A 21,259-nucleotide genomic window follows, 5' to 3' on the forward strand; every position below is an offset into this window, starting at 1 on the left:
GCTCACCTAGCGCGGTGTAGGTGACAGGTCACGACTTCGTAAGTCACTTCGCATCCGCTTTGGGCAAATCGGCCCAGCGTGCGGCGCAACTGTGGCGGGGTGAGCGGGCGGTGTCCGGCCTGAGCCGCCTGTGCGCCGATGGCTTTCAGGCCGCGCAGGAAGGCCAGCGGGTGCTCGTGGCGTTCCACGTGGTTGCAGACCGTGACGGTGCAATCTCGGAAGGCCTCGACCGGCGCGAAAGCGGGGGTTCCGGCGCTGAGGCCCTCGGCGGCATGGGCGGCGCGCCATTCGGCAAAGCTGCCGGGGCCCAGCGTGGTGACCATCAGGTGGCCCCCCGGCGCCAGCCAGCCTGCCATGCGGGCGAGCGCGGCGGGGGCATCGTCGAACCACTGCACCGCGAGGCTGGAGCAGATGAGGTCGAACGGGCCGCCTTCGGGCGCGCCATATTCGCCGTCGAGCACGGCGAAGCGGTGATGCGCGCGCGCGCCAAGCCGGGCGCGGCAGCGCGCCAGCATTTCGGGCGCGAGATCGGTGATCAGCCAGTCGCCGCCGATGCCGGTGCTGCCGAGTGCCTCGGTAAGGAACCCGGTACCGCAGCCGATCTCCAGCACGCGTGGGCCTGGATGGGGGGCGCCGGACAGGTCGAGCGCGGCAATCCGCGCCGCCAGCGCCGCGGCCACCTCGCGCTGGACGCGGGCATGGCCGTCATAGTCGGGGGCGGCGGCGAAGGCGCGGCGCACGGTCTCGCGCGGGACGTTCATGCCGGCCGCGCCGTGCCCGGCGCCGCAGCCAGCATCGCTGCCAGTCCGCGCACGGCTTCGGCGCAGAGTTCGGGGTCCTCGACCGGCAGCAGGTGGCCGCCCGCCTCGCTCTCGATCCGGCGCACGTCGCCGCCCTCGAAGGTGCCTGCGCGCATGGCGCCTGGCATCAGCGGGTCCTGCCCGCCTTGCAGCGAGATCACCGGGGCCTCGGGCAGCGGCGCCCGGGCATCGCGCAGGCGCAGCAGGTCGCGGCGCAGAAGGTCGGCGTCGGGCTTGCCTTCGGGCACGGTGCCGCCGATCTGCTGGTGGAAACTGGCCAGCACGCCGGCCGGGCTCTGCCCGAAGCGGCGGATCATGTGCTCGACCACCCGCACCGGCACGCCCGGCTGGTCAAGCGGTGCGGTGAAGCGGGCAAAGCCGTTGATCGCGACCACGCCGAGCAGCCCCGGCGGCGGATCGGCCAGCACGCGGACGGTGCCGAAGCTGTGCGTCACCGCGATGCAGGGGCCTTCCACCAGGGGCACATGGCGCGCGCCGAAGTAGCCGGCGTCATCGATCGCATGGTCAAAATCGGCAAGCCGCGCGGCGAGCGGTGTCCAGAAATGCCGGTCGAAACCCCAGCCATGGGCAAACAGCAGTTTCACCGGAGGGCCTCGATGGCGGCGAGCAGGGCGGCGACGTCGTCCGGCGCATGGGTCGCGCGCAGGGCCAGGCGCAGTCGGCTGGTGCCGGGGGGCACGGTCGGCGGGCGGATCGCGGCGGCGAGGAAGCCCGCCGCCTCCAGCTTGCGTGAAAGCGCGATGGCATCGGCCTCGGCGCCGATCACCGCGGGCACGATCTGGGTGGAGGAGCGGGCGTGGTCCAGTCCCAGCCGCGCCAGTCCCGCGCGCAGCTGCTCGCCCAGGGCCGCAAGGTGCGCGCGCTCGGCCGCCATCGCCGGCACCAGGTCCAGCGCGGCATCGACCGCGCCGAGCACGGCGGGCGGCGGCGCGGTGGTGAAGATCATCCCGCTCGCCGCGTTGACGAGATAGTCGACCAGCACTTGCGAGCCGGCGATATAGGCGCCGAACCCGCCCAGCGCCTTGCTGAAAGTGCCCATGATCACGTCCACCCGCCCCGGAGCCAGCGCCGAGAGCCCGGCGCCGCCGGGGCCGAGCACGCCGGTGGCATGGGCCTCGTCGATGTAGAGCACGGCGTCGTGGCGCTCGGCGATCTCGGCCAGGCGCAGCACGTCGGCGCGGTCGCCGTCCATCGAGAACACGCTTTCGGTCAGGATCAGCCGCGCGGGGGCCTCGGCGCCCTTGCTGGCGAGAAGCTGTTCGAGATGGTCCAGGTCATTGTGGCGGAACCGGTGCTGGCGCGCGCCGGACATCGCGATCCCGGCATGCATCGAGGCATGGATCAACCGGTCGGCAAACACGGCGACGCCCGGCATCGCCGCGATCAGCGCCGGGATCACCGCGGCATTGGCCTGCCAGCCGCTGGCAAAGACCAGCGAGGCTTCGGCATGCTTGAATCTGGCGATCCGGGCCTCGAGCGCGAGATGTGCCGCGCTGGTGCCGGTCACCAGCCGCGACGCGCCCGAGCCGGTGCCATGCTCGCGCGTCCAGGCGGCGGCGCGCTCGGCGAGCAGCGGATGGCGGGCGAGGCCGAGATAGTCGTTGCTGGAAAAATCGACGAGGTCGCGGCCTTCGCGCCGGATGCGCCCGGCGGGGAGCATGGCGGCGGGGCGCAGGCTGCGGCGCTGTCCGGCACTGTCGATCCGCGCCAGCGCGGCCTCGAGGAAGGAATCGAGCCTCTTCATCGCGCTCGCCGGTATGGCATGCGGCCCGCCGAGACAATGCCTGTTCGGGCCTGTCCACGCCGCCCCGGGGCGGTTGGCCTCCGCTTGCGGCGAAATCCGCTTCTTGCGAATTTCTCCAGGCCGCCTGCTCAGAAAGATCGACCTGCCTGATGAGTTAAGGTAAATTACTGTAAAACCATGAGGGGATTCGATGGCGGAAGACAATTCCCGTCATTGCGCGTTGGTCCTGAGGACCGTGGAGTCGGGGGCTGCGGCCGTGCAGTCGCCGGTCGCGGCTTCGTGGTGCCGCTCGGCGCTGCGCTACGGACTGCTGCCCGATGACCGTCCGTTCGTGGAACGGCTGGACGAGAGCGCCTTGCGCGCGGTGCGCGAGGCGGCGGGCGGCCTGCCGGAGCTCGCGCAAGCGACGCTCGATGCCCTGTTCGCCAGTGTCGGGCGCAGCGGCGCCTGCCTGCTGCTCGCCAATGGCGACGGGATCGTGCTCGACATGCGGACCACCGAGGCCGAGCGCGAGACGTTTGCCGTGCACGGGTTGGCGCCGGGGGCGAACTGGTCGGAAATGCGCGAGGGTACCAATGGCATCGGTACCAGCCTGATCGAGCAGCGGCCGGTCACGATCCTGCGCGACGAGCACTTTGCCTGCCGCAACACCGGGGTCTCCTGCATGGCGGCGCCGATCTTCGATCCCGACGGCCATGTGATCGCCGCGCTCAACGTCTCCAGCGCCCGCGCCGACCTTGGCGATACCGCGCTGCTGGTGGCCGCGCTGGTGCAGGATGCGGCCCGCGCGATCGAGCGTGACATGTTCTGCCAGCGCTTCGGCGCGGCGCGGATCATGCTCGCCCCGGCGGAGCGGCAGGGCGGCGGCCCGGCCTTGCTGGCGGTCGACCGCGATGACCTGGTGATCGGCGCGACGCGCGCGGCGCGGCGGCAGCTGGGGTTCGAGGCGGGCACGCCGCTGCCGCCGCGGCCGATCGGCGACCTGCTGGGGGAACCGCAAGTCCAGGGGTTCGAGGATGGCGAGCGCGCGGTGCTGCGCCAGGCCCTGGCGCGGGCGGGTGGAAACGTCTCGGCCGCGGCCCGCCTGCTGGGAATCGGCCGGGCGACATTCTATCGCCGGATGGAGCGGGCCGGGTTGGGTGGGTGAATTCCAACAGTACTGTTGTGGGCAATACTTCAAATTGTTTTTAAAATGTATCGCTGCCGAGACAGTTAGGTAGTAATACTTGGGTGGTGGTCTTGGCGAGGGCGGGGCTGCGGCGTATTTTGATAACCGCAGCTTTCCGGTAAAGGCACCCCCCTCCCTCCGCCTCGGAAAGCTTTCGCGCCTGGCGAGGCCTTGTCCTCTCTCCCATCCCCCCCGAGGGGCTTCGCCGGGCGCTTTCCCTCCGTTTCACCGGTTGCGCGGATTTGCGGCGGGGCGTGCAGCCTCTGCCGGTGCGGGGCGTTGTAGAGACACCTGTCCCAATTGCTCACGGTGTCCTTTGAAGTTCTTGCATTCCGTATCGCTGGCGCCCGCCGCGCTGATCGGCATGGCGTTTGGTCCGCTGGCCGTGATCCCGCTTTCCGCCTGCCATTCCGAGGCCGACGCGCCCAAGGCGGAGGTCGCCGCGAGGCCGTCGGCCGATCCGCTCGCCTTTATGCCGGCGCCCGCCGCCGCCCCTCAGGGGCAGGCATCTCCAGCATCGGGCAATCCCCTGCTGCGCGCACAAGTCGCGCTGGACCGCCAGGGCTTTTCGCCGGGCGTGATCGACGGCAAGGACAGCGCCGCTTATGCGCTGGCGCTGCGGGGGTTCCAGCAGGCGCATGGGCTCGCCGCGAGCGGCAGGCTCGATACGCCGACGCAGCGGGCGCTGCTGGCGGGCGTGCGCGGCGATGGCACCCGCCGCGTGACGATCCCGCTGGCTTTTGCGCGCGGGCCGTTTCATCCCGATCTTCCCCGCGACATGGCCGGGCAGGCCAGGTTCGACCGGCTCGGCTACCGCAACATGAGCGAGGCCCTGGCGGAGCGTTTCCACACGACACCCGAAACCCTGCTGGCGCTCAACGGGCCGGGCACGGTGCTCGGCGCGGGGCGGGTGGTGCGGGTGCCGGACATCGCCGATGCGGCCCCGAAGCCCGAGGATGGCGACACGACCGGCTGGTCCGACACGCTGGTGCGATTGGGCGTCGCCGCCGACCAGCCGCGCGCCGATCATCTCGTGGTCGACAAGTCCGACGGCGCCCTGCGGGCCTACGACAAGCAGGACCGCCTGATCGCGCAGTTCCCGGTGACGACCGGCAGCGGCCACGATCCCTTGCCGCTGGGCACCTGGAAGATCGTCGGTGCGGCGCGCAATCCCGACTATCACTTCAATCCCGACTTGTTCTGGGATGCAAAGAAGAACGCGAAGGACAAGCTGCTGCCGCCGGGGCCCAACGGGCCGGTCGGCGTGGTCTGGCTGGACTTGTCCAAGGAGCACTACGGCATCCACGGCACGCCCGAGCCGCAGAACATCGGCAAGACCGAAAGCCACGGCTGCGTGCGCCTGACCAACTGGGATGCGGCACGGCTGGCGCAGATGGTCTCGCCCGGGATCACCGTGGTGTTCCAGGCCTGAGCGGCGGGCCCTCGGCGGGCCTGTCGAAGCCCCGGCAGCAGAGCGCTGCACGAAGGCCAGCGAGCGAATGGTCATGCGCCGGGAGCGGGCTTCGACAAGCTCAGCCTGAGCGGGGCTGGGTCAAAACGCGGAATGCTAGGCGGCGTGGACAAATTCCTCGAGGTCACGATAGCCCCCATGTGCCCCCCGGCGAGGCGCGCGGACGCGGGAAGAGTGGTTCTCTTTCAAGGCCGTGCAACGCTGCCGGGGGGCACATGGGGGCTACCCCGAAGGGGCCGGACCAAAACCCGCCACTTCGGCGTCGGTTCGGCTTGAACTATCGACATAGTCCTGCGCCTCACCTCCTTGAATTGACGGGTTTTGCCTCCGGTCGTGACCTCGAGGAATTTGTCCACGCCGCCTAGGGTGGCGGCCCTTTGCAGGCGTTCGTTGAACCCGGATGGCTTGCCGATTGTTCACTCCATTCGTCATTCCCGCGAAGGCGGGAATCCAGTAGCAACCTGGCAATGAAGGACACTCGAAGGCAATCCACAGTGGCGCGATCTCGCCACCGACGTTGGCTTCGAAGCGCTGCGTTGACTGGATTCCCGCCTCCGCGGGAATGACGAAGAGGGGGCGGGAATGGCGAAGATCCGGGTGCAGATTTGGCATTGGCAACGGGTGTTTTAAAATCCGAACCAGACAGTTCGCTTCGCAGCCCCACTCAGCCCCCCAATCCCCGCCCGGCCTGAACCTGCCGAACGCTTCGGGGTGGGGCGAGCCCTGGCCGGGGTGGATCGAATCCCCGCGCCTTGCCTTGAGGGGCGCGCAAATCCTAACCCTCGGCGTCCGGGTCATCTCGTTTATACCAAGGACATAACATGAAATTCACGCTCGCCGCCATCGCGGCTCTTGCTGCCACGCTGGCCGCCGCCGCGCCGGCCATGGCCAATACCGTGACCGCCGAGGCCAATATCGCCCGCGCCGAGGGTGACTGGGGCGGGGAACTCGCGGTCGGCGTGCCGGTGGTGCAGGACGGGGGATTCTCGATCACCCCTGCGGTCGGCCTGTTCTTCCATGACCGCGACCATCCCGCCTATTACCACGACGACGGCTCGTGCTTTGCCAGGTCGAGCGGCAACGAGGTTTCCGGCGGCAAGTGCGACGATTCGGGCACCAAGCTCTTCGCCAAGGTCGAGGCGACCTACCGGCTGCCGATGGCGCTGGCCGTGGGGGTCGGCGCGCGCCTGATCGGCGACAACGTGCGGCCTTATGGCACGGTGTCGATGCCGCTGCTGCCGCGCATCGACGTCAAGGGCAACCTCGGCGACCACTACGTCGCGGCAGGCCTTCAGGCGCGCTTCTGATTGCGCGGTGCAGCCTCTTTGCCTCCCCGAATTCTGCCGGGGGGCAAAGGGGCTGCCGCATGCGGCAGGCCGGCTGCGCGGCGGCGGCCGTCAGCCCTCCAGCAGGTCCAGATAGGCCACGACGTCATTGTCGGTGGCGATGAACAGGCCGTCCTGCACGTCCTCGATCTGCTGGGAGGCGATTTCCATGGCCTCGGCCAGCGGGCCGTAGAACAGGGTGGTGACGCCGCCGCCCTCGGGGCCGCCGTCGAGGTGGTAGAGCCGCACATTGGCGTCGCTGTAGGTCGTGCGCATCAGCCCTCGTCCTCTCCTTGCTCAGGCTCAGGCTCACGTTCGCGCCTTGCGCCCTCGACCGTGCGCGCGATCCGGGCGATCTCGGCCTCGGCGGCCTGGCGCTCGTGCTTGCTGCGGCCATAGCGGGCGCGGCTGGCCTCTGCCTGTGCCTGATTGTCGGAACGCGCCCTGGCCTTGCGGGCCATGCGCAGGTTGATGATCTCGGCCATGAGGCCCTTCTACGCCTCGACGGGCGCGGTGGTAACCCCCAGATCGGGCAGTCCGACCGAACGCTTGCCCGAAAAGTCGGTGCGCACGACGATGAGCCCGTCCTTCTCCAGGAAGTCCAGCAGGCGCTGCACGCGGCGCGGGCTGCTGGTGCCGTAGGTCCGGGCCAGCACCATGTCGTCGGGGCAGGGCTGGTCGTTCATCGCCGCCAGCGCGATCAGGTAGAACGGCGCCAGCGCATCGTCGGGCACGTGCTTGGCGAGATTGAAGAGGTCGAACCACTTCTCGTCGTCCGGGTCCTCGATCCCGGCCAGCGCGGCGGCAAAGCCCCGGCGGAAGGTCGTGGCATCCAGCCCGCGCACGGAGATGCCCTTCATCCGGCAGCGGATCGTGAAGTCCTGGAACAGCGTGGTCGAGGGCTGGAACGAGCAGTCCTCGTCCTTGGCCATGGCATTGAGGATCTCGATCATCGCCGCGCGGTTTTCCTCGGGCTCCGGTTCCGGGCGCTCGGGGCGCGGCGGCGGGGCGGCGGCGAGGGTGGGCGACTGCGCGATCGAGGCGGAGAGGTCGTCGACGTCGATCGCCGGGCGCGGCGGCGGGCGGTGGAATTCCTGCCGCTCGGGCTCGACGTGCAGGTTGTCGTGCAGCAGTTCGCGCAGCTCGTCGGTGGAGGCGGTGGGCAGCGGCATCAGGCCGGGGGTGATCGACTTGGCGCCGGTGCGCACGCTGCCGATGTTGACCGCCACCGGGCGGCGGCTGATCGCCGGGCCGAGGCCGAGGAACTGGCCGCGCGCAAGGTCGCGGATCGATTCGGCCTGACGGCGCTCCATGCCCAGCAGGTCCGCCGCGCGGATCATGTCGATGTCGAGGAAGGTGCGGCCCATCAGGAAGTTGCTGGCTTCCGCCGCCACGTTCTTGGCGAGCTTGGCGAGGCGCTGGGTGGCGATGACGCCCGCCAGACCGCGCTTGCGGCCGCGGCACATGAGGTTGGTCATCGCCGCCAGGCTGACGCGGCGGGCTTCCTCGGTGACTTCGCCGGCGGCGGCGGGGGCAAACATCTGCGCCTCGTCGACAACGACCAGCACCGGATACCACTGCTCGCGCGGGGCATCGAACATGGCGTTGAGGAACTGCGCGGCGCACTTCATCTGCTGGTCGATTTCCAGCTCGTCGAGCGCGAGGACCACCGAGGCGCGGTGTTCGCGGATACGCGCGCCGAGGCGGACGATCTCGGCCTCGGCATAAGCGGCGCCGTCGATCACGACGTGGCCGAATTCCTCGGCCAGGCTGACGAAGTCGCCCTCGGGATCGATCACCACCTGCTGGACGATCGGCGCGCTCTCTTCAAGCAGGCGGCGCAGCAGGTGCGACTTGCCGGACCCGGAATTGCCCTGCACCAGCAGGCGGGTCGCGAGAAGTTCCTTGATGTCGATTTCGATCGCCTCGCCCTGCGGGGTCTGGCCGATCACGATGTTGGCGCTCACGGGTGCCTATTGGCAAAGGCGGGCGCCGCCGCGCAAGGGGGCAGGGCGCGTTTTCCATAGGTAGCCGCCCGGATGGCGCGCCGCCGCCGGGCCGGGGTATGATCGCCGGGTGGATGGTTTGTCGCCCGATTCCGGTGGCTTGAAGGGCGGGGCAAGGTCCCGCGCCGATGCGCTTGCCCAGGCGCTGGACCGGCTCGCCGACGCCCACCGTGCGCTGGCCGATGCCCATGCCACCGCCGATGCCGCGCGCGCCCTGCTGCGCGATGCCATCGATTCGCTGGCGGACGGTTTTGCCCTGTTCGATGCCGAGGACCGCATGGTGCTCTGCAACCGGGCGTTCCTGAAGATGTTCCCGTGGTTCGAGGCGATGCGCGATTCGGCGCCGGCCTTTGCCGAAATGGCCCGCCGGATGGCCGAGGCCGGGGCCACCATCGGTTCGCGCATCGCTCCCGACCGCTGGCTGCGCGACCGCATGGCCCAGCACCGCGAGGCGCGCGGCGCCCATGTCCAGGCGCTGGCCGACGGGCGGTGGATCCAGATCAACGAACTGCGCACCAGCGGCGGCGGCATCGTCGGCATCTATACCGACGTCACCATGGTCAAGGCCGAGGATGCCCGCCAGCGCGCCCGCGAACTGGGCGAGCGCAACCTGGCGCTGCAGACCACGCTCGACACGCTGTCCGAAGGGGTCTGCCTGTTCGACGTCCAGCGCCGCTTGCAGGCGTGGAACGAAGGCGTGGCGGCGCTGCTGGGCCTCGATGTCGGCAGCGAGGGGGCACTGCTGGCAAGCCACGAGGCGCTGGTGCGCTGGTGCGCCGAGCAGGGCGGGCTGGAACGCGCCGAGGCGCTGGAATGGCGCGAAGGCGGCGGCGCCCGGGTGGTGAGCGACTGCCGCATGTTCGCCGATGGCGAGGGCGCGCGCCATTTCACGATCCGGTCGGTGCCGCTGACCAGCGGCGGCATGGTCTTCACTTTCGACGACGTGACCGACCAGGTCCGCTTCCGTCGCTCGCTGACCGAGACCGCCGAAACGCTGGAGCGCCGGGTGGCCGAGCGTACCGCCGAACTGGTGGAAGTGAACCTGCGGCTGGTCGCCGCCACCGAGGCGGCGCTGGAGGCTAATCGCTCCAAGACCAGCTTCCTCGCCGCCGCCAGCCATGACCTGCTGCAGCCGCTCAACGCCGCGCGGCTGTTCGTGTCGGCACTGGGTAGCGAGGCCTTGCCGGAAAAGCCGCAGGCGCTGGTGCGGCAGGCCGCCTCCGCGCTCGATTCGGTGGAGGACCTGCTCGAAGCCCTGTTCGAGATCTCGCGCCTCGATGCCGGCGCGATCCAGCCCGAACTCGGCGACCTGCCCCTGGCGCCGCTGCTGGCCGCGCTGCGCCGCGAGTTCGCGCCGCTGGCGGAAGCGGCGGGGCTCGCGCTGGTGGTGCCGGACAGCGCGGACTGGGTGCGATCCGATGCCCGGCTCCTGCGGCGGGTCCTGCAGAACTTCGTCTCCAACGCGATCCGCTACACCGCGCAGGGGGAGGTGCGGGTGGAGCTGGCGGCGGCCGGGGCCGGGGCCGCGGAGGGGGCCGGGGAGGGGGCGGGAGACGAACTGGTGGTCACCGTGCGCGACACCGGCCCGGGCATCGCCGAGGCCGAGCGCGCCGCGATCTACGAGGAATTCCGCCGCCTCGATGCCACCCGCAAGATCCCCGGCAAGGGGCTGGGCCTTGCCATCGTGCGGCGGGTGACAACGATGCTCGGCCACGAACTGGGGCTGGAGAGCACGCCGGGGAAGGGCTCGGCCTTCTCGGTGCGCCTGCCGCGCGCCGTGCCCCGGCCGGCCTGCACGGCGCCGGAGGAGCTGGGCGATCCGGCCGGCCCCGGCACGCGGTGCGGCGGCGGCGCGCTGGTGCTGGTGATCGACAACGAACCGGCGATCCTGGCGGGCATGGCGGCCTTGCTGGGGAGCTGGGGGCTGGAGGTCGTTGCCGCCGGCGACCCGGACGATCCGCAAGTCGCCGCCGCGCTGGCGCGCGGCCCGGCCATGCTGATCGCCGACTATCATCTCGACAACGGGCTGACCGGCGACGATGCGGTCCTGGCCCTGCGCGCACGGCTGGGCCGGGACCTGCCCGCCTGCCTCGTCACCGCCGATCGCGGCGAGCCGCTCAAGGCCCGGGCCGCCGCGCTGGGCCTGCCCTTGTTCACCAAGCCGGTGAAACCGGCGCGCCTGCGGGCGCTGCTGCGGCAATTGGAGGTGCTTTAGGTCGTTCTATTCATCCCGCCACGTGCAGCGACATCAGCGAGGAGGAATAAGGCGCGAGCAGCTCTGCCGCGCGTTTCCAGTCGCCGCGCAGCCAGAGGTCGTGCGCGGCGGGATCGGCGGGCAGGATCACCGGCATCGTCTCGCGTCCCTCGGAGCGCAGCGCGGCATTGGCGGGGGCGGTGAGCAGCGCGAAGCTGGGCACCTCGCTGTCCTTCCAGACCCCGGCCATGGCGAAGACCGGCTGGTCGGCGGCGCCGAACCAGCATGCCCGGCGCTTGCCGTCACGCGGGTCCGCCTTGCCCCATTCCATGAAGGCCGTGGCCGGGACCAGGCAGCGGAACTCGCTGTTGCGCAAGTTGCCGATCCAGAACGGGCTTTCGAGATTGCGCACGGTGAGGATGCCATGACGCCGTTCATCCCAGCCCCGCGGCGGCGGGGGGACGCCCCAGAGGCGCGGGATCATCCGGCGCGGCAGGCGCTTTTCCGGGCGCGGCCCCGCCACGAACTCGCGGCCCATGGTGATGACGGGCGCAAAGCCGCCCGCCGAAACCGCGCCGCCGGGCCAGGGGTCGTTGCCGGCGTCGAGGCCGAAGGTGCGAGCCACTTCGCGGGCAGGGGCGTCGAGGCGATAGATCATCGGCATGTCTGCTTCGGGCCCTAGACGGAGGCAAAAGCCGCGTCTATCGTCGGCGCCATCCCCGGGGAGCTTGTGCCTAGGGTTTTCGCTTTTGCGAGAGCCTGCAGGAAACAAATGGCTGAGAGGGGCAGGTCACGCTGCCCGACCCGTTGAACCTGAACCCGTTAACACGGGCGGAGGGAAGGGCGGGCCACAGGACTATCTGTCGCGACCTTTCTTTCGTCCATAAGCCGAAGGAAAATCGCTTATGGCCGACATCAATTCCAAATTGGAAATCGGCGTCACCACCGGACCCATTCGCGGGTCGAAGAAGATTCACGTCGGGCGGCTTGGCGTGGCCATGCGGGAGATTCACCTTGAGCCCGGTTCGGGCGAGGCTCCGGTGCGTGTCTACGATACGTCCGGCCCCTACACCGATCCGAATGTCACCATCGACATCGCCGCCGGTCTTGCCGCCAAACGCCGGACATGGATTCTCGCACGCGGAGACGTGGAGGATTACGAGGCCCGCGCCGTAAAGCCGGAGGACAACGGCCAGCATCTTGGCGCATTGGGACCTGACCGTTCGGGCGGCGTCCCAGCGTTTCCCAACGTGGTGAAGCGCCCGCTGCGCGCCAAAGCGGGCATGAACGTCAGCCAGATGCACTACGCCCGCCGGGGCATCATCACGCCGGAGATGGAATACGTCGCCGAGCGTGAGAACCTCGGCCGCGCGATGCTGAAGGCATACGCGCGCGACGGTCAGGCCAGAGATGGTGAAAGTTGGGGCGCGGCCATTCCCGACTACGTCACCCCCGAATTCGTGCGTGAGGAAGTGGCGCGCGGCCGGGCGATCATCCCCGCCAACATCAACCACCCCGAAAGCGAGCCGATGGCGATCGGCCGTAATTTCCTCGTCAAGATCAACGCCAACATCGGCAATTCCGCCGTCGCCTCGGACGTGGCGAGCGAGGTGGACAAGATGGTCTGGTCGATCCGCTGGGGCGCGGACACGGTGATGGACCTCTCCACCGGGCGCAACATCCACGACACCCGCGAATGGATCATCCGCAACTCGCCCGTGCCGATCGGCACCGTGCCGATCTATCAGGCGCTGGAAAAGGTCGGCGGCATTGCCGAGGACCTGACCTGGGAGGTGTTCCGCGACACCCTGATCGAACAGGCCGAGCAGGGCGTGGACTACTTCACCATCCACGCCGGCGTGCGCCTGCCCTTCGTGCCGCTTGCGGCCAGGCGCGTGACCGGCATCGTCAGCCGCGGCGGCTCGATCATGGCCAAGTGGTGCCTTGCCCACCACAAGGAATCGTTCCTCTATGAACGCTTCGACGAGATCACCGAGATCATGAAGGCCTACGACGTCGCCTATTCGCTGGGCGACGGCCTGCGCCCCGGCTCGATCGCCGACGCCAATGACGAGGCGCAGTTCGCCGAACTCTATACCCTCGGCGAGCTGACGAAGCGGGCCTGGGCGCAGGACGTGCAGGTGATGATCGAGGGGCCGGGCCATGTGCCGATGCACAAGGTGAAGGAGAACATGGACAAGCAGCTCGAGGCTTGCGGCGAAGCGCCGTTCTACACCCTCGGGCCGCTGGTGACCGACATTGCGCCGGGCTACGACCATATCACCAGCGGCATCGGCGCGGCCATGATCGGCTGGTACGGCACGGCGATGCTCTGCTACGTCACGCCCAAGGAGCACCTTGGCCTGCCGGACCGCGACGACGTGAAGGTCGGCGTCGTCACCTACAAGCTGGCCGCCCATGCCGCCGATCTCGCCAAGGGGCACCCGGCCGCCAAGGTCCGCGACGATGCGCTGTCCCGCGCCCGTTTCGAGTTCCGCTGGCGCGACCAGTTCAACCTCAGCCTCGATCCCGACACCGCCGAGCAGTACCACGACCAGACGCTTCCCGCCGAAGGCGCGAAGTCCGCGCATTTCTGCTCGATGTGCGGGCCGAAGTTCTGTTCGATGAAGATCAGCCAGGAAGTGCGGGACTTCGCGGCGAAGCAGAACCAGCCGGTGCAGGCCTTTGTCGCGGCCGAGGAGGCCGAGGCGGGCATGGCCGAAATGAGCAAGGTGTTCCGCGAGACCGGCAGCGAACTCTACATGGGCGCAGGCGGACGCGAGCACGACTGACGGCGCTGTGCCGATCCCCGACCCCGTATTTTACGTTGCCCCGTATTTTTACGCTGCAATGCAACAAATACGGGGTCGTCCGTCTTCGCGAGTGCGAAATGCGGTGCTAAAATGAAGGGCCCCCCAACGGAGCCCCGATTCCATGCGTGATCCCGCAGCCGAATGGCTGAAACTGGCAAGCGAGAGTTACAGCCTCTGGGCCGATTCGATGATGGTGATCGGCATGCGCACCGCCGACATGATGACCGGCCGCGGCAGCAGCCACGAGAACCTGCGCATGGTGACCGAGAAAGTCGAGGCCAATGCCGAACTGGCCGCCAAGCTGTTCTGGGGCGGCCCGACCACGCCGGAGAAGGCCGCCCGCAAGGCCGTGGGCCACTATCGCAAGCGCGTCAGGGCCAATCGCAGGCGGCTTTCCAGGGGGTAAGTATCAGCGCTTGCGCACGAATTCCGCGCGCAGGACCAGGCCCTTGATGCCGGGATACTTGCAGTCGATCTCCTGGGCGTCGCCGGTCAGGCGGATCGAGGGGATCAGGGTGCCGCGCTTGAGCGTCTGGCCCGCGCCCTTGACGTCGAGATCCTTGATCAGCGTCACCGCATCGCCGTCCGCCAGCAGGTTGCCCACCGCGTCGCGCACTTCGACGGTGTCCGCCGCCGCGCGCTTGGCGGCCAGTTCCGAGGCGGGCAGCCATTCGCCGCTCTCTTCGTCGTAGATGTAGTCTTCGTCGTCAGCCGACATGTCGTATTCTCCTGTTGGCAAGGCCCATGGCAGGACCAGCCCGGTTTGGCGAGTGTCATGACAGCGCGGGGACAGGTCCGCATCCGGATTTATGTTCCTGCAGGGCAAGGATTTGCTATGCTGCTTGCAGGCAAACCGGGGGACACATGAAGCAGTCCAGCGAGAGTAACGAGTATTTCGGCCCGGCCGAGCAGGTGGTGCAGCATTCGGACATCGGCAGTTTCATGCCGGTGGGTTATTACCGGCCCATTCCCATCGTCTGGTTCGCGGGCGGCTGGTTCGTGCAGGTCGGCGCCTTGCTGCGCGCCCTGATCGCAGGCGGGACGAACGCCTAAAAGGCTGGCGCTGGCTTCGCACATGCGGCATGGGCGGTGGCATGCGTTCCCCCGATGCCCAGTCCGACCGCTTCCCGATGGGGGAAGTGGAGTTCGTTGCCCTGATGGCCTCGCTCCAGGCGCTGATGGCGCTCTCGATCGATGTCATGTTGCCCGCGCTCGGCGCGATTTCGCGCGACCTGCATCTGGCCGATCCGAACAGCCGCCAGCTGATCGTCGGCGTCTTCCTGATCTGCTCGGGGCTCGGCTCGCTGTTTCCCGGCGCCCTGGCCGACCGCTTCGGGCGCCGCCCGGTGGTGCTGACCGCGATCGGCGCCTACATCGCGACCGCCTTCCTCTGCGCGATCTCGGGCAGCTTCCTGCTGTTGCTGATCGCGCGCGGGTTCATGGGGGCGTTCTGTTCGGCGATGATGGTCATGCCGATGACCATCCTGCGCGACCGTTTCGACGGCGACCGCATGGCCCGCACCCAGTCGCTGGTGGCGATGACGTTCATGGTCGTGCCGATGGTGGCGCCGATGATCGGCCAGACCGTGCTGCTGTTTGTCGGCTGGCGCTGGATCTTCGGGATCATGTGCACGATGGGGGTGCTGGTCTTCGCCTGGAGCTTCATGCGCCTGCCCGAGACGCTCCACCCCGACTACCGCCAGCCGATCCAGCCGCGGGTGATCGGCGGCAACATGCTGCTGGCGCTCAGGGAGCGCTCCGCCTTCGGCTACTTCCTCGGCGCCGCCTTCGTGCAGGGGGCGCTGTTCGGCTACATCAATTCGGCGCAGCAGCTGGTGGGCGAGCACTTCGGCGCCGGCACTTTCTTCCCGGTGATCTTCGGCGGCATGGCGCTGGTCATGGCCTGCTCGAACTTCCTCAATTCGCGCATCGTCGAGAAGTTCGGCGCCCGCCGCGTCTCGCACACGGCGCTGCTGTGCTACATCCTGTTTGCCGCCGTGCACCTTGTCTTCGCGATGCGCGGCGAGAGCATCTGGGCCTTCATCCCGCTGATGACGGTGACGATGTGCATGATGAGTTTCATCGGCGCGAACTTCCAGGCGATCTCGCTCCAGCCCTTCGCGCGGATCGCGGGGGCGGCGGCCTCGGTCATGTCGTTCGTGCGCACGGTGCTGGGCGCGGCGCTGGGGTCGCTGATCGGGCAGGCCTACGACGGCACCGCGCGGCCGATCCTGGGGGCGATGGTGGTCTGCGGGCTGACCGGACTGGTGCTGGTGCTCTATTCCGAGCGTGGTCGCCTGTTCCGCCGGGTCAATCCGCCGGGCTTCTACAAGGCGCATCCGCCGTCGGCGGGGCATGAGTTCTGACAGGGGATTTTCGGGGGCGCGTGGCCCCCGATTTTCCTTTCGGCGCTGGTCAGACCCTTCGTCCGCGGAACAGCTGGACCAGGCCGACCACGATGGCGACCACGAGCAGGACGTGGATCAGCGCGCTCGACACATGGAACACGACAAAGCCGAGCAGCCACAGCACGATGAGAATGGCAGCGATGGTGAAAAGCATGGCATCTTCTCCTTTGAGCGATCACGGGAGAAACGCGCAGGCGTCGTTATGGCTGCATGAAGACTTTGCGGCGCGCGCTATGTGCCCTGCGCACACGACTCGTCTCAGGCCGAGGGCGGACGGCAGATTGCCGCGGCGGGGCCGGTTGCCGCCGCGCGGGAGGCACGGCATGGTCCCGCCTGCGACCGCGAATCGCCCTTGGGCGTGTCTCGCTGCTGCTCTTCGGGTCCACCGGTTTCGATAAATTCCAGAATGAACCGTAACCGGGCCAGTTCAATCGGGCCCATCCCGTCTGGCCAATCCGGCCGAGGCGGGCCAGTCTCGTGCCTGCCATGCCGGCGAAGCGCTGCCTTGCGCGGATTTCAGTCGTGCAACCTGGCCGGATGGGCCTGCGCCAGCGCCGCCAGTTCGCGGCGGGAGAGCACCGGGCGTGAGGTTTCCGGATCGGGCACGCGGGGCGAGCGCGCCTCGGCCAGCGCCGTCCAGACATGGCCAAGCTTGTGCCAGCCGGAAATCTGCACGCGGTGGTCCCAGGCATGGGCGCCCAGCCTCTCCACCTCGCGGGCGATCTCGCCGTAGATGCCGGCGGCGGAGAGCACTGCCCAGCGCTGGCGGAACTGCAGGCGCGCGGCGCCGACGCGGGCGGAATCCTCGTATTCGCGGGCCAGCGCGCAGGCCTGCGCGACCATCGGCACCAGCGCGCCGCGGTAGTGCGGCTTGGTCACTTCGCCGGGCGGAATGTCGGCCTCGGCCAGCCATTCGACCGGCAGGTAGCAGCGCCCGTTGGCATCGTCTTCCCAGACGTCACGCACGATATTGGCGAGCTGGAAGGCAATGCCGAGGTCGCAGGCGCGGTCGAGCGTGTCCTGGTCCTCGGGCGAGACCCCCATGACCAGCGCCATCATCACCCCCACGGCGCCGGCGACATGGTAGCAGTAGCGCAGCATGTCCGCCTCGCTGCGCGGGCGCCAGTCGTCGGCGTCGAGCGCGAAGCCGGCCAGCACGTCCTCGACCAGGGCATCGGTGATCGGCACTTCGCGGCGCAACTGGGCGAGCGCGTCGAAGGCCGGGGTGCCGGTGCTTTCGCCCGCCATGGCGAGTTCGGTGAGGGTGCGGATCGTCGCCAGCCGGTCCTGCGGGGCGAGCCGGTTGCCGAGGCGGACCGGGGCGGCGGCGCGGCCATGGTCCTGCTCGTCGGCGATGTCGTCGCAGGCGCGGCACCAGGCATAGAGCAGCCAGACCCGCTCGCGCGTGGCACGGTCGAACAGCCGGCTGGCCGCGGCAAAGCTCTTCGAGCCCTTGCGGATCGAGCGGTGCGCGGAGCGGACCAGTGCGGAGCGGGTGGCTGGCATGTCGTCTGTCGCCCGGGACGCCTCAGAGCGTCTTGGGGTCCATCTTCACGATCGGCACGATCGGCTCGTGCGCGGCCATGCGGCCGAGCAGCGATTCGAGGTCGGTGTCGTCGATGATGATGCCCTGGTGGGCGGGGCGCACGAAGCCGACTTCGCCCATGTGGCGGTTGAAGGCCAGCAGCATGTCGTAGAACCCGAAGGCATTGAGCACGCCGACCGGCTTGTCGTGATAGCCCAGCTGCGACCAGCTGACCGCTTCCCACAGCTCGTCCATGGTGCCCACGCCCCCGGGGATGACCACGAAGCCGTCCGACAGGCGGGTGAACTCGGCCTTGCGCTCGTGCATGGTCGCAACGACGTGGAGTTCGGTGCAGTCGTGGTTGGCCACTTCGCCGCCGCGTCCGTTACCGCCGACCAGCGCCTCGGGAATGATGCCGATCACTTCGCCGCCTTCGGCCAGCGCGCCGGCCGCCACCGCGCCCATCAGGCCAAGGCGGCCGCCGCCGTAGACGACGCCGATGCCCTTCTTGGCCAGCGTCGCGCCGACTTCGCGGGCGAGTTCGATGTAGCGGGGATCGGCGGGGGTGGCCGAACCGCAGTAGACGGCAAGACGCTTCATGTCAGTCGATAACCTTCAGTTGCACCTGCGCACCCTCCGGCAGATCCTGGGTCTGCCGGGCAAGGTCGCCGGTAAGATAGATCAGTTTCACGAAATCGATTCGGATCAGGTTTTCGTGCGCATAGTCCCCGGCGAGCATCGCCGGAAGCGTGAGACTGTAGACTTCCCCAGGCGCGGGCGGGCCGAGCCGCGCCGCCGCCGCATCGACCAGCGCATCGGCGCGCCAGATCGCCCCGGTTTCCTCCAGCGCCATGTGCGCCTGCGCCGCCGCCTCGTCGCCCAGCCGGGTAAGCGCGCCGAGGTCGGGGTCGAGATAGTGGTAGGCGCCGTCCGCATCGGTCACCAGCGCATGGCCCATCAGGCTGTGGGCGACGACTTCGGCAAAGGTCACCCCGGTCCAGCCCCAGGCGGCATTGAGTGCGTGGACCTCGCGGCTCACTTGAGGTCTGCCACCATCAGCCGCGCGGTTGCCCGCGCGCTGGCGACGACGCCGGGAATGCCCGCGCCGGGATGGGTGCCGGCGCCGACCAGGTAGAAGTTCTTCAGCTTGTCGTCGCGGTTGTGGCCGCGCAGCCAGGCGCTCTGCGTGAGCAGCGGCTCGAGGCTGAAGGCATTGCCCTTCCAGGCGCTGAAATCGGTCTCGAAATCGCTCGGCGCATAGTGGAAGCTGGTGACCAGCCGGTCCTGCAGGTCGGGGATCAGGCGGCGGCTGACTTCGGCCAGCACCCGGCGTTCCAGCAGCGGGCCGACGTCCTTCCAGTCCACCGGCAGCTTGCCGAGGTTGGCGACCGGGACCAGCGCGTAGAACGTGCTCTTGCCGGGGGGCGCCATGGCGGGGTCGGTGACGCTGGGATGGTGCAGGTAGATCGAGAAGTCGCGCGGCAGCACGCCGTGCTCGAAGATGTCCTCGAGCAGGCCCTTGTAGCGCGGCCCGAACAGCACCGAGTGGTGCGGGATGCCCGGCCAGGTGCCCTCGAGCCCGAAGTGGACAACAAAGACGCTGGGGGTGAAGCGCTTGCGGGCGAGCTTCCTGGCCATGTCCTGCCCGCGCGCGGTTCCCGCCAGCAGGTCGCGGTAGCTGTGCATGATGTCGCCGTTGCTGGCGACCGCGTCGAACCGGCCGCGCCAGCCGCTTTCGCATTCCACTTCGCTGACATGGTCGCCGATGGTGTGGATCGCGGCCACCTTGTCGCCGAGCCGCACGGTGCCGCCGATACGCTCGAACTGGCGGGCCATGGCCTGCGCCAGCTTGTTGGTGCCGCCGCGCGCCCACCAGACGCCGCCGTCCTTCTCCAGCTTGTGGATCAGCGCGTAGATCGCGCTGGTGGTCATCGGGTTGCCGCCCACCAGCAGGGTGTGGAACGAGAGCGCCTGGCGCAAGTGCTCGTCCTTCACGAAGTGCGAGACCATCGAATAGACCGAGCGCCAGGCCTGGTAGCGGGCCAGCGCCGGGGCGGCCTTCACCATGCTGGAAAAATCGAGGAAGGCCTCGTCGCCGAGCCGCACGTAGCCTTCCTGGTAGACACCCTCGGCGTAGCGCAGGAATTCCTCGTAGCCGCCGATGTCCTGCGGGGCGACGCGGGTGATCTCCCGGCGCAGCGCGGCATCGTCGTTCGAATAGTCGAAGGTTACGCCGTCGGTCCAGTTGAGCCGGTAGAACGGCATGACCGGCATCAGCTCGATGTCGTCGGCGATGTCGTGCCCGGTCAGGGTCCACAAGTCGCGCAGCGAATTGGGGTCGGTGATGACGGTGGGACCGGCATCGAAGGTGAAGCCCTCGCGCTGCCAGACCCCGGCGCGCCCGCCCACCATCTCGCGCGCCTCGACCAGCGTGGTCTCGATCCCCGCCGCCTGGAGCCGGATGGCAAGGGCAAGGCCGCCGAACCCGGCGCCGATGATGCAGGCTTTTTTCACAGCGATGTTCTCATTTTGGGGCCGAGGTCCGCCAGCGGGCGGCCCCCGCCCAGCAGGCTGGCGAGTGCGGCGCCCAGCGGCACCGGCGGCTTGCCGGCAAGCAGGCGCGCGCGGTCGGCCAGGGTCGACCGGCCGGCATAGAAACGCTCCACCAGCGGTTCCGGCAGGCGGTAGAAACGTTCGAGCACGCGCCAGCGCGCCTCGGGCGGCGCGGCGGCGAACAGCATGCGAGTCAACATCCGGTAGTAGCGCCCCCCGCGCCAGTGGTTTGCGGCCCATGCATGACCCGCCCTTCCTAGGCCGATGCCGGAGAACTTGTCGAGAGTGGTGAGGTACATGGCGAATCGCACGGCATCGGGAAACGAATAGGAGGTGAGCGGATGGATCAGTGCCGCGCGTGCTCCGGCGCGAAGGTCTGCGCCGCAGTCTCCGGCGGCCCAGAACGCCTCGAAATCCCCGGCTGCGATCACCGGCAGCACCCCGGTTTCCTCGTATTCCACCGCTTCCACCTGCCAGCCCGCGCCTTGCGCATAGGCGGCGATCCGCTCGCGCAGCACCGGCAGGTCGAGCGCGGGGTCGTCGGCATAATAGGTGTCCTCGACAAAGACGGTGTCGGGCGAGAAGGGCAGGGCATAGACAAAGCGGTAGCCGCCGACCTGTTCGACCCGCGCGTCCATCACCACCGGGCGTTCGAGGCCGTGGGGCGCCCTGGTGCGCAGCAGCTGGCCCGCGAATTTCTGCCAGCCACCGGCCATGTGCGGCAGGGCGCCGGCGCCCCGTGCGTCGATGATCGCCCCGGCGCGGATCGTGCGGCCATCGGCGAGCAGGACCTGCGATCCGTCGATCCCGCGCACCTCGGCGCCGGTCAGGATGGCCGCCTGCGGCAGCGCGGCGCGCAGGGCGGTGTCGAGCCGGGCGCTGGTGACGCTGGCATAGGGCGCGGCGAGGCGGCGGGAAAAGCCGGGGAAATGGACGTCGTAGCCATCCCAGCGGGCGGCGATCAGCGGCTCCACCAGCGCGCGGCTTCTCTCCGCAAGATCGCCCGCAGGGTGATCGGCAAGGTCACTGGCAAAAAACGACCAGACGTGGTTGCCGCCCAGCCTCGCCCCGCGCTCGATCAGCCGCACGCGCAGTTCGGGGCGGTGCCGGGCCATGGCAAGCGCGATCAGCGAACCGGCAAGGCCGCCGCCGAGGATCGCGATATGGCAACTGGGATCATCCATCGCGCGAGGTCTAGGGGGCTGCGCGCTGCATCGCAACGTCGCAAGTC

General features: G+C 69.0%; 22 protein-coding genes and 1 riboswitch. Of the genes, 8 read left to right on the forward strand and 14 right to left on the reverse strand.

Going from position 1 to position 21,259, the window contains the following annotated elements; translation table 11 throughout:
* Positions 1–2 precede the first annotated feature (2 nt).
* The 3 genes from CA833_RS10770 to CA833_RS10780 are packed head-to-tail and all read right to left on the reverse strand — an operon-like array spanning position 3 to position 2,565.
* Positions 3–761 carry a methyltransferase domain-containing protein gene (locus CA833_RS10770; RefSeq protein WP_207078018.1) on the reverse strand — a complete coding sequence of 253 codons (759 nt, stop codon included), beginning with the start codon at positions 759–761 and terminating at the stop codon, positions 3–5.
* The gene (locus CA833_RS10775; RefSeq protein WP_207078019.1) at positions 758–1,405 is read right to left on the reverse strand and encodes an alpha/beta fold hydrolase; all 648 of its coding nucleotides are present in this window, start codon (positions 1,403–1,405) and stop codon (positions 758–760) included. The genes CA833_RS10770 and CA833_RS10775 overlap by 4 nt, the downstream gene beginning before the upstream one ends.
* Entirely contained in the window at positions 1,402–2,565 is a 1,164-nt protein-coding gene (locus CA833_RS10780; protein ID WP_207078020.1) for an 8-amino-7-oxononanoate synthase, read from the reverse strand. The genes CA833_RS10775 and CA833_RS10780 overlap by 4 nt, the downstream gene beginning before the upstream one ends.
* A 256-nt stretch (positions 2,566–2,821) precedes the next feature.
* Here CA833_RS10780 and CA833_RS10785 point away from each other — a divergent pair, with 256 nt between their 5' ends.
* From CA833_RS10785 to CA833_RS10795, 3 genes are all read left to right on the forward strand, one after another.
* Positions 2,822–3,712 carry a helix-turn-helix domain-containing protein gene (locus CA833_RS10785; RefSeq protein WP_242526038.1) on the forward strand — a complete coding sequence of 297 codons (891 nt, stop codon included), beginning with the start codon at positions 2,822–2,824 and terminating at the stop codon, positions 3,710–3,712.
* Positions 3,713–4,097: 385 nt separating this feature from the next.
* A complete protein-coding gene (locus CA833_RS10790) occupies positions 4,098–5,165 on the forward strand; it encodes a L,D-transpeptidase (RefSeq protein WP_207080055.1) in 1,068 nt (355 codons plus the stop codon).
* 860 nt (positions 5,166–6,025) lie between these two features.
* The gene (locus CA833_RS10795) at positions 6,026–6,511 is read left to right on the forward strand and encodes a hypothetical protein (RefSeq protein ID WP_207078022.1); all 486 of its coding nucleotides are present in this window, start codon (positions 6,026–6,028) and stop codon (positions 6,509–6,511) included.
* A gap of 90 nt (positions 6,512–6,601) precedes the next feature.
* Here CA833_RS10795 and CA833_RS10800 read toward each other — a convergent pair whose 3' ends face one another.
* The 3 genes from CA833_RS10800 to CA833_RS10810 are packed head-to-tail and all read right to left on the reverse strand — an operon-like array spanning position 6,602 to position 8,496.
* Entirely contained in the window at positions 6,602–6,805 is a 204-nt protein-coding gene (locus CA833_RS10800) for a hypothetical protein (protein ID WP_142635417.1), read from the reverse strand.
* Positions 6,805–7,014 (reverse strand): DUF4169 family protein, encoded by a 210-nt coding sequence (locus CA833_RS10805; protein ID WP_207078023.1) that lies wholly within the window; start codon positions 7,012–7,014, stop codon positions 6,805–6,807. The genes CA833_RS10800 and CA833_RS10805 overlap by 1 nt, the downstream gene beginning before the upstream one ends.
* Before the next feature lie 9 nt (positions 7,015–7,023).
* Positions 7,024–8,496: an ATP-binding protein gene (locus CA833_RS10810; protein ID WP_207078024.1), complete on the reverse strand. Its 1,473-nt coding sequence runs from the start codon at positions 8,494–8,496 to the stop codon at positions 7,024–7,026.
* A 109-nt stretch (positions 8,497–8,605) separates the two neighbouring features.
* Between CA833_RS10810 and CA833_RS10815 the strand changes: the two genes are divergently transcribed.
* The gene (locus tag CA833_RS10815) at positions 8,606–10,750 is read left to right on the forward strand and encodes a PAS domain-containing sensor histidine kinase (protein WP_207078025.1); all 2,145 of its coding nucleotides are present in this window, start codon (positions 8,606–8,608) and stop codon (positions 10,748–10,750) included.
* 10 nt (positions 10,751–10,760) lie between these two features.
* Here the strand turns inward: CA833_RS10815 and CA833_RS10820 are convergent, their stop codons facing one another.
* Positions 10,761–11,393: an SOS response-associated peptidase family protein gene (locus CA833_RS10820; RefSeq protein ID WP_207078026.1), complete on the reverse strand. Its 633-nt coding sequence runs from the start codon at positions 11,391–11,393 to the stop codon at positions 10,761–10,763.
* Positions 11,394–11,439: 46 nt separating this feature from the next.
* Positions 11,440–11,586: riboswitch (TPP riboswitch) on the forward strand.
* Positions 11,587–11,634: 48 nt separating this feature from the next.
* Here CA833_RS10820 and thiC point away from each other — a divergent pair.
* Positions 11,635–13,521, forward strand: coding sequence for a phosphomethylpyrimidine synthase ThiC (gene thiC, locus CA833_RS10825; RefSeq protein ID WP_207078027.1), 1,887 nt, complete (start codon positions 11,635–11,637; stop codon positions 13,519–13,521).
* Positions 13,522–13,663: 142 nt separating this feature from the next.
* On the forward strand, positions 13,664–13,948 hold the full coding sequence (locus tag CA833_RS10830; RefSeq protein ID WP_142635405.1) for a hypothetical protein: 285 nt from the start codon (positions 13,664–13,666) through the stop codon (positions 13,946–13,948).
* 3 nt (positions 13,949–13,951) lie between these two features.
* Here CA833_RS10830 and CA833_RS10835 read toward each other — a convergent pair whose 3' ends face one another.
* Positions 13,952–14,260, reverse strand: coding sequence for an alkylphosphonate utilization protein (locus CA833_RS10835; RefSeq protein ID WP_142635403.1), 309 nt, complete (start codon positions 14,258–14,260; stop codon positions 13,952–13,954).
* Between the two features lie 146 nt (positions 14,261–14,406).
* Here CA833_RS10835 and CA833_RS10840 point away from each other — a divergent pair, with 146 nt between their 5' ends.
* The gene (locus CA833_RS10840; RefSeq protein WP_207078028.1) at positions 14,407–14,595 is read left to right on the forward strand and encodes a hypothetical protein; all 189 of its coding nucleotides are present in this window, start codon (positions 14,407–14,409) and stop codon (positions 14,593–14,595) included.
* 41 nt (positions 14,596–14,636) lie between these two features.
* Entirely contained in the window at positions 14,637–15,908 is a 1,272-nt protein-coding gene (locus tag CA833_RS10845; protein ID WP_207078029.1) for a multidrug effflux MFS transporter, read from the forward strand.
* A 49-nt stretch (positions 15,909–15,957) separates the two neighbouring features.
* Here the strand turns inward: CA833_RS10845 and CA833_RS10850 are convergent, their stop codons facing one another.
* The 6 genes from CA833_RS10850 to crtY all read right to left on the reverse strand — a co-directional run bounded on the left by CA833_RS10850 (position 15,958) and on the right by crtY (position 21,212).
* The gene (locus CA833_RS10850) at positions 15,958–16,104 is read right to left on the reverse strand and encodes a lmo0937 family membrane protein (protein ID WP_142635395.1); all 147 of its coding nucleotides are present in this window, start codon (positions 16,102–16,104) and stop codon (positions 15,958–15,960) included.
* A gap of 362 nt (positions 16,105–16,466) precedes the next feature.
* Positions 16,467–17,456, reverse strand: coding sequence for a phytoene/squalene synthase family protein (locus CA833_RS10855; protein ID WP_207078030.1), 990 nt, complete (start codon positions 17,454–17,456; stop codon positions 16,467–16,469).
* Positions 17,457–17,478: 22 nt separating this feature from the next.
* Complete coding sequence (locus CA833_RS10860) at positions 17,479–18,075, reverse strand: TIGR00730 family Rossman fold protein (protein WP_142635391.1); 597 nt, start codon at positions 18,073–18,075, stop codon at positions 17,479–17,481.
* 1 nt (position 18,076) lies between these two features.
* Positions 18,077–18,514, reverse strand: coding sequence for a T6SS immunity protein Tdi1 domain-containing protein (locus tag CA833_RS10865; RefSeq protein WP_207078031.1), 438 nt, complete (start codon positions 18,512–18,514; stop codon positions 18,077–18,079).
* A complete protein-coding gene (locus CA833_RS10870; protein ID WP_142635387.1) occupies positions 18,511–19,989 on the reverse strand; it encodes a phytoene desaturase in 1,479 nt (492 codons plus the stop codon). Before CA833_RS10870 ends, CA833_RS10865 begins: the two co-directional genes overlap by 4 nt.
* Positions 19,986–21,212 carry a lycopene beta-cyclase CrtY gene (gene crtY / locus CA833_RS10875; RefSeq protein WP_207078032.1) on the reverse strand — a complete coding sequence of 409 codons (1,227 nt, stop codon included), beginning with the start codon at positions 21,210–21,212 and terminating at the stop codon, positions 19,986–19,988. The genes CA833_RS10870 and crtY overlap by 4 nt, the downstream gene beginning before the upstream one ends.
* Positions 21,213–21,259: the final 47 nt, after the last annotated feature.

The organism is Novosphingobium sp. KA1, from assembly GCF_017309955.1.
Classification (GTDB): domain Bacteria; phylum Pseudomonadota; class Alphaproteobacteria; order Sphingomonadales; family Sphingomonadaceae; genus Novosphingobium.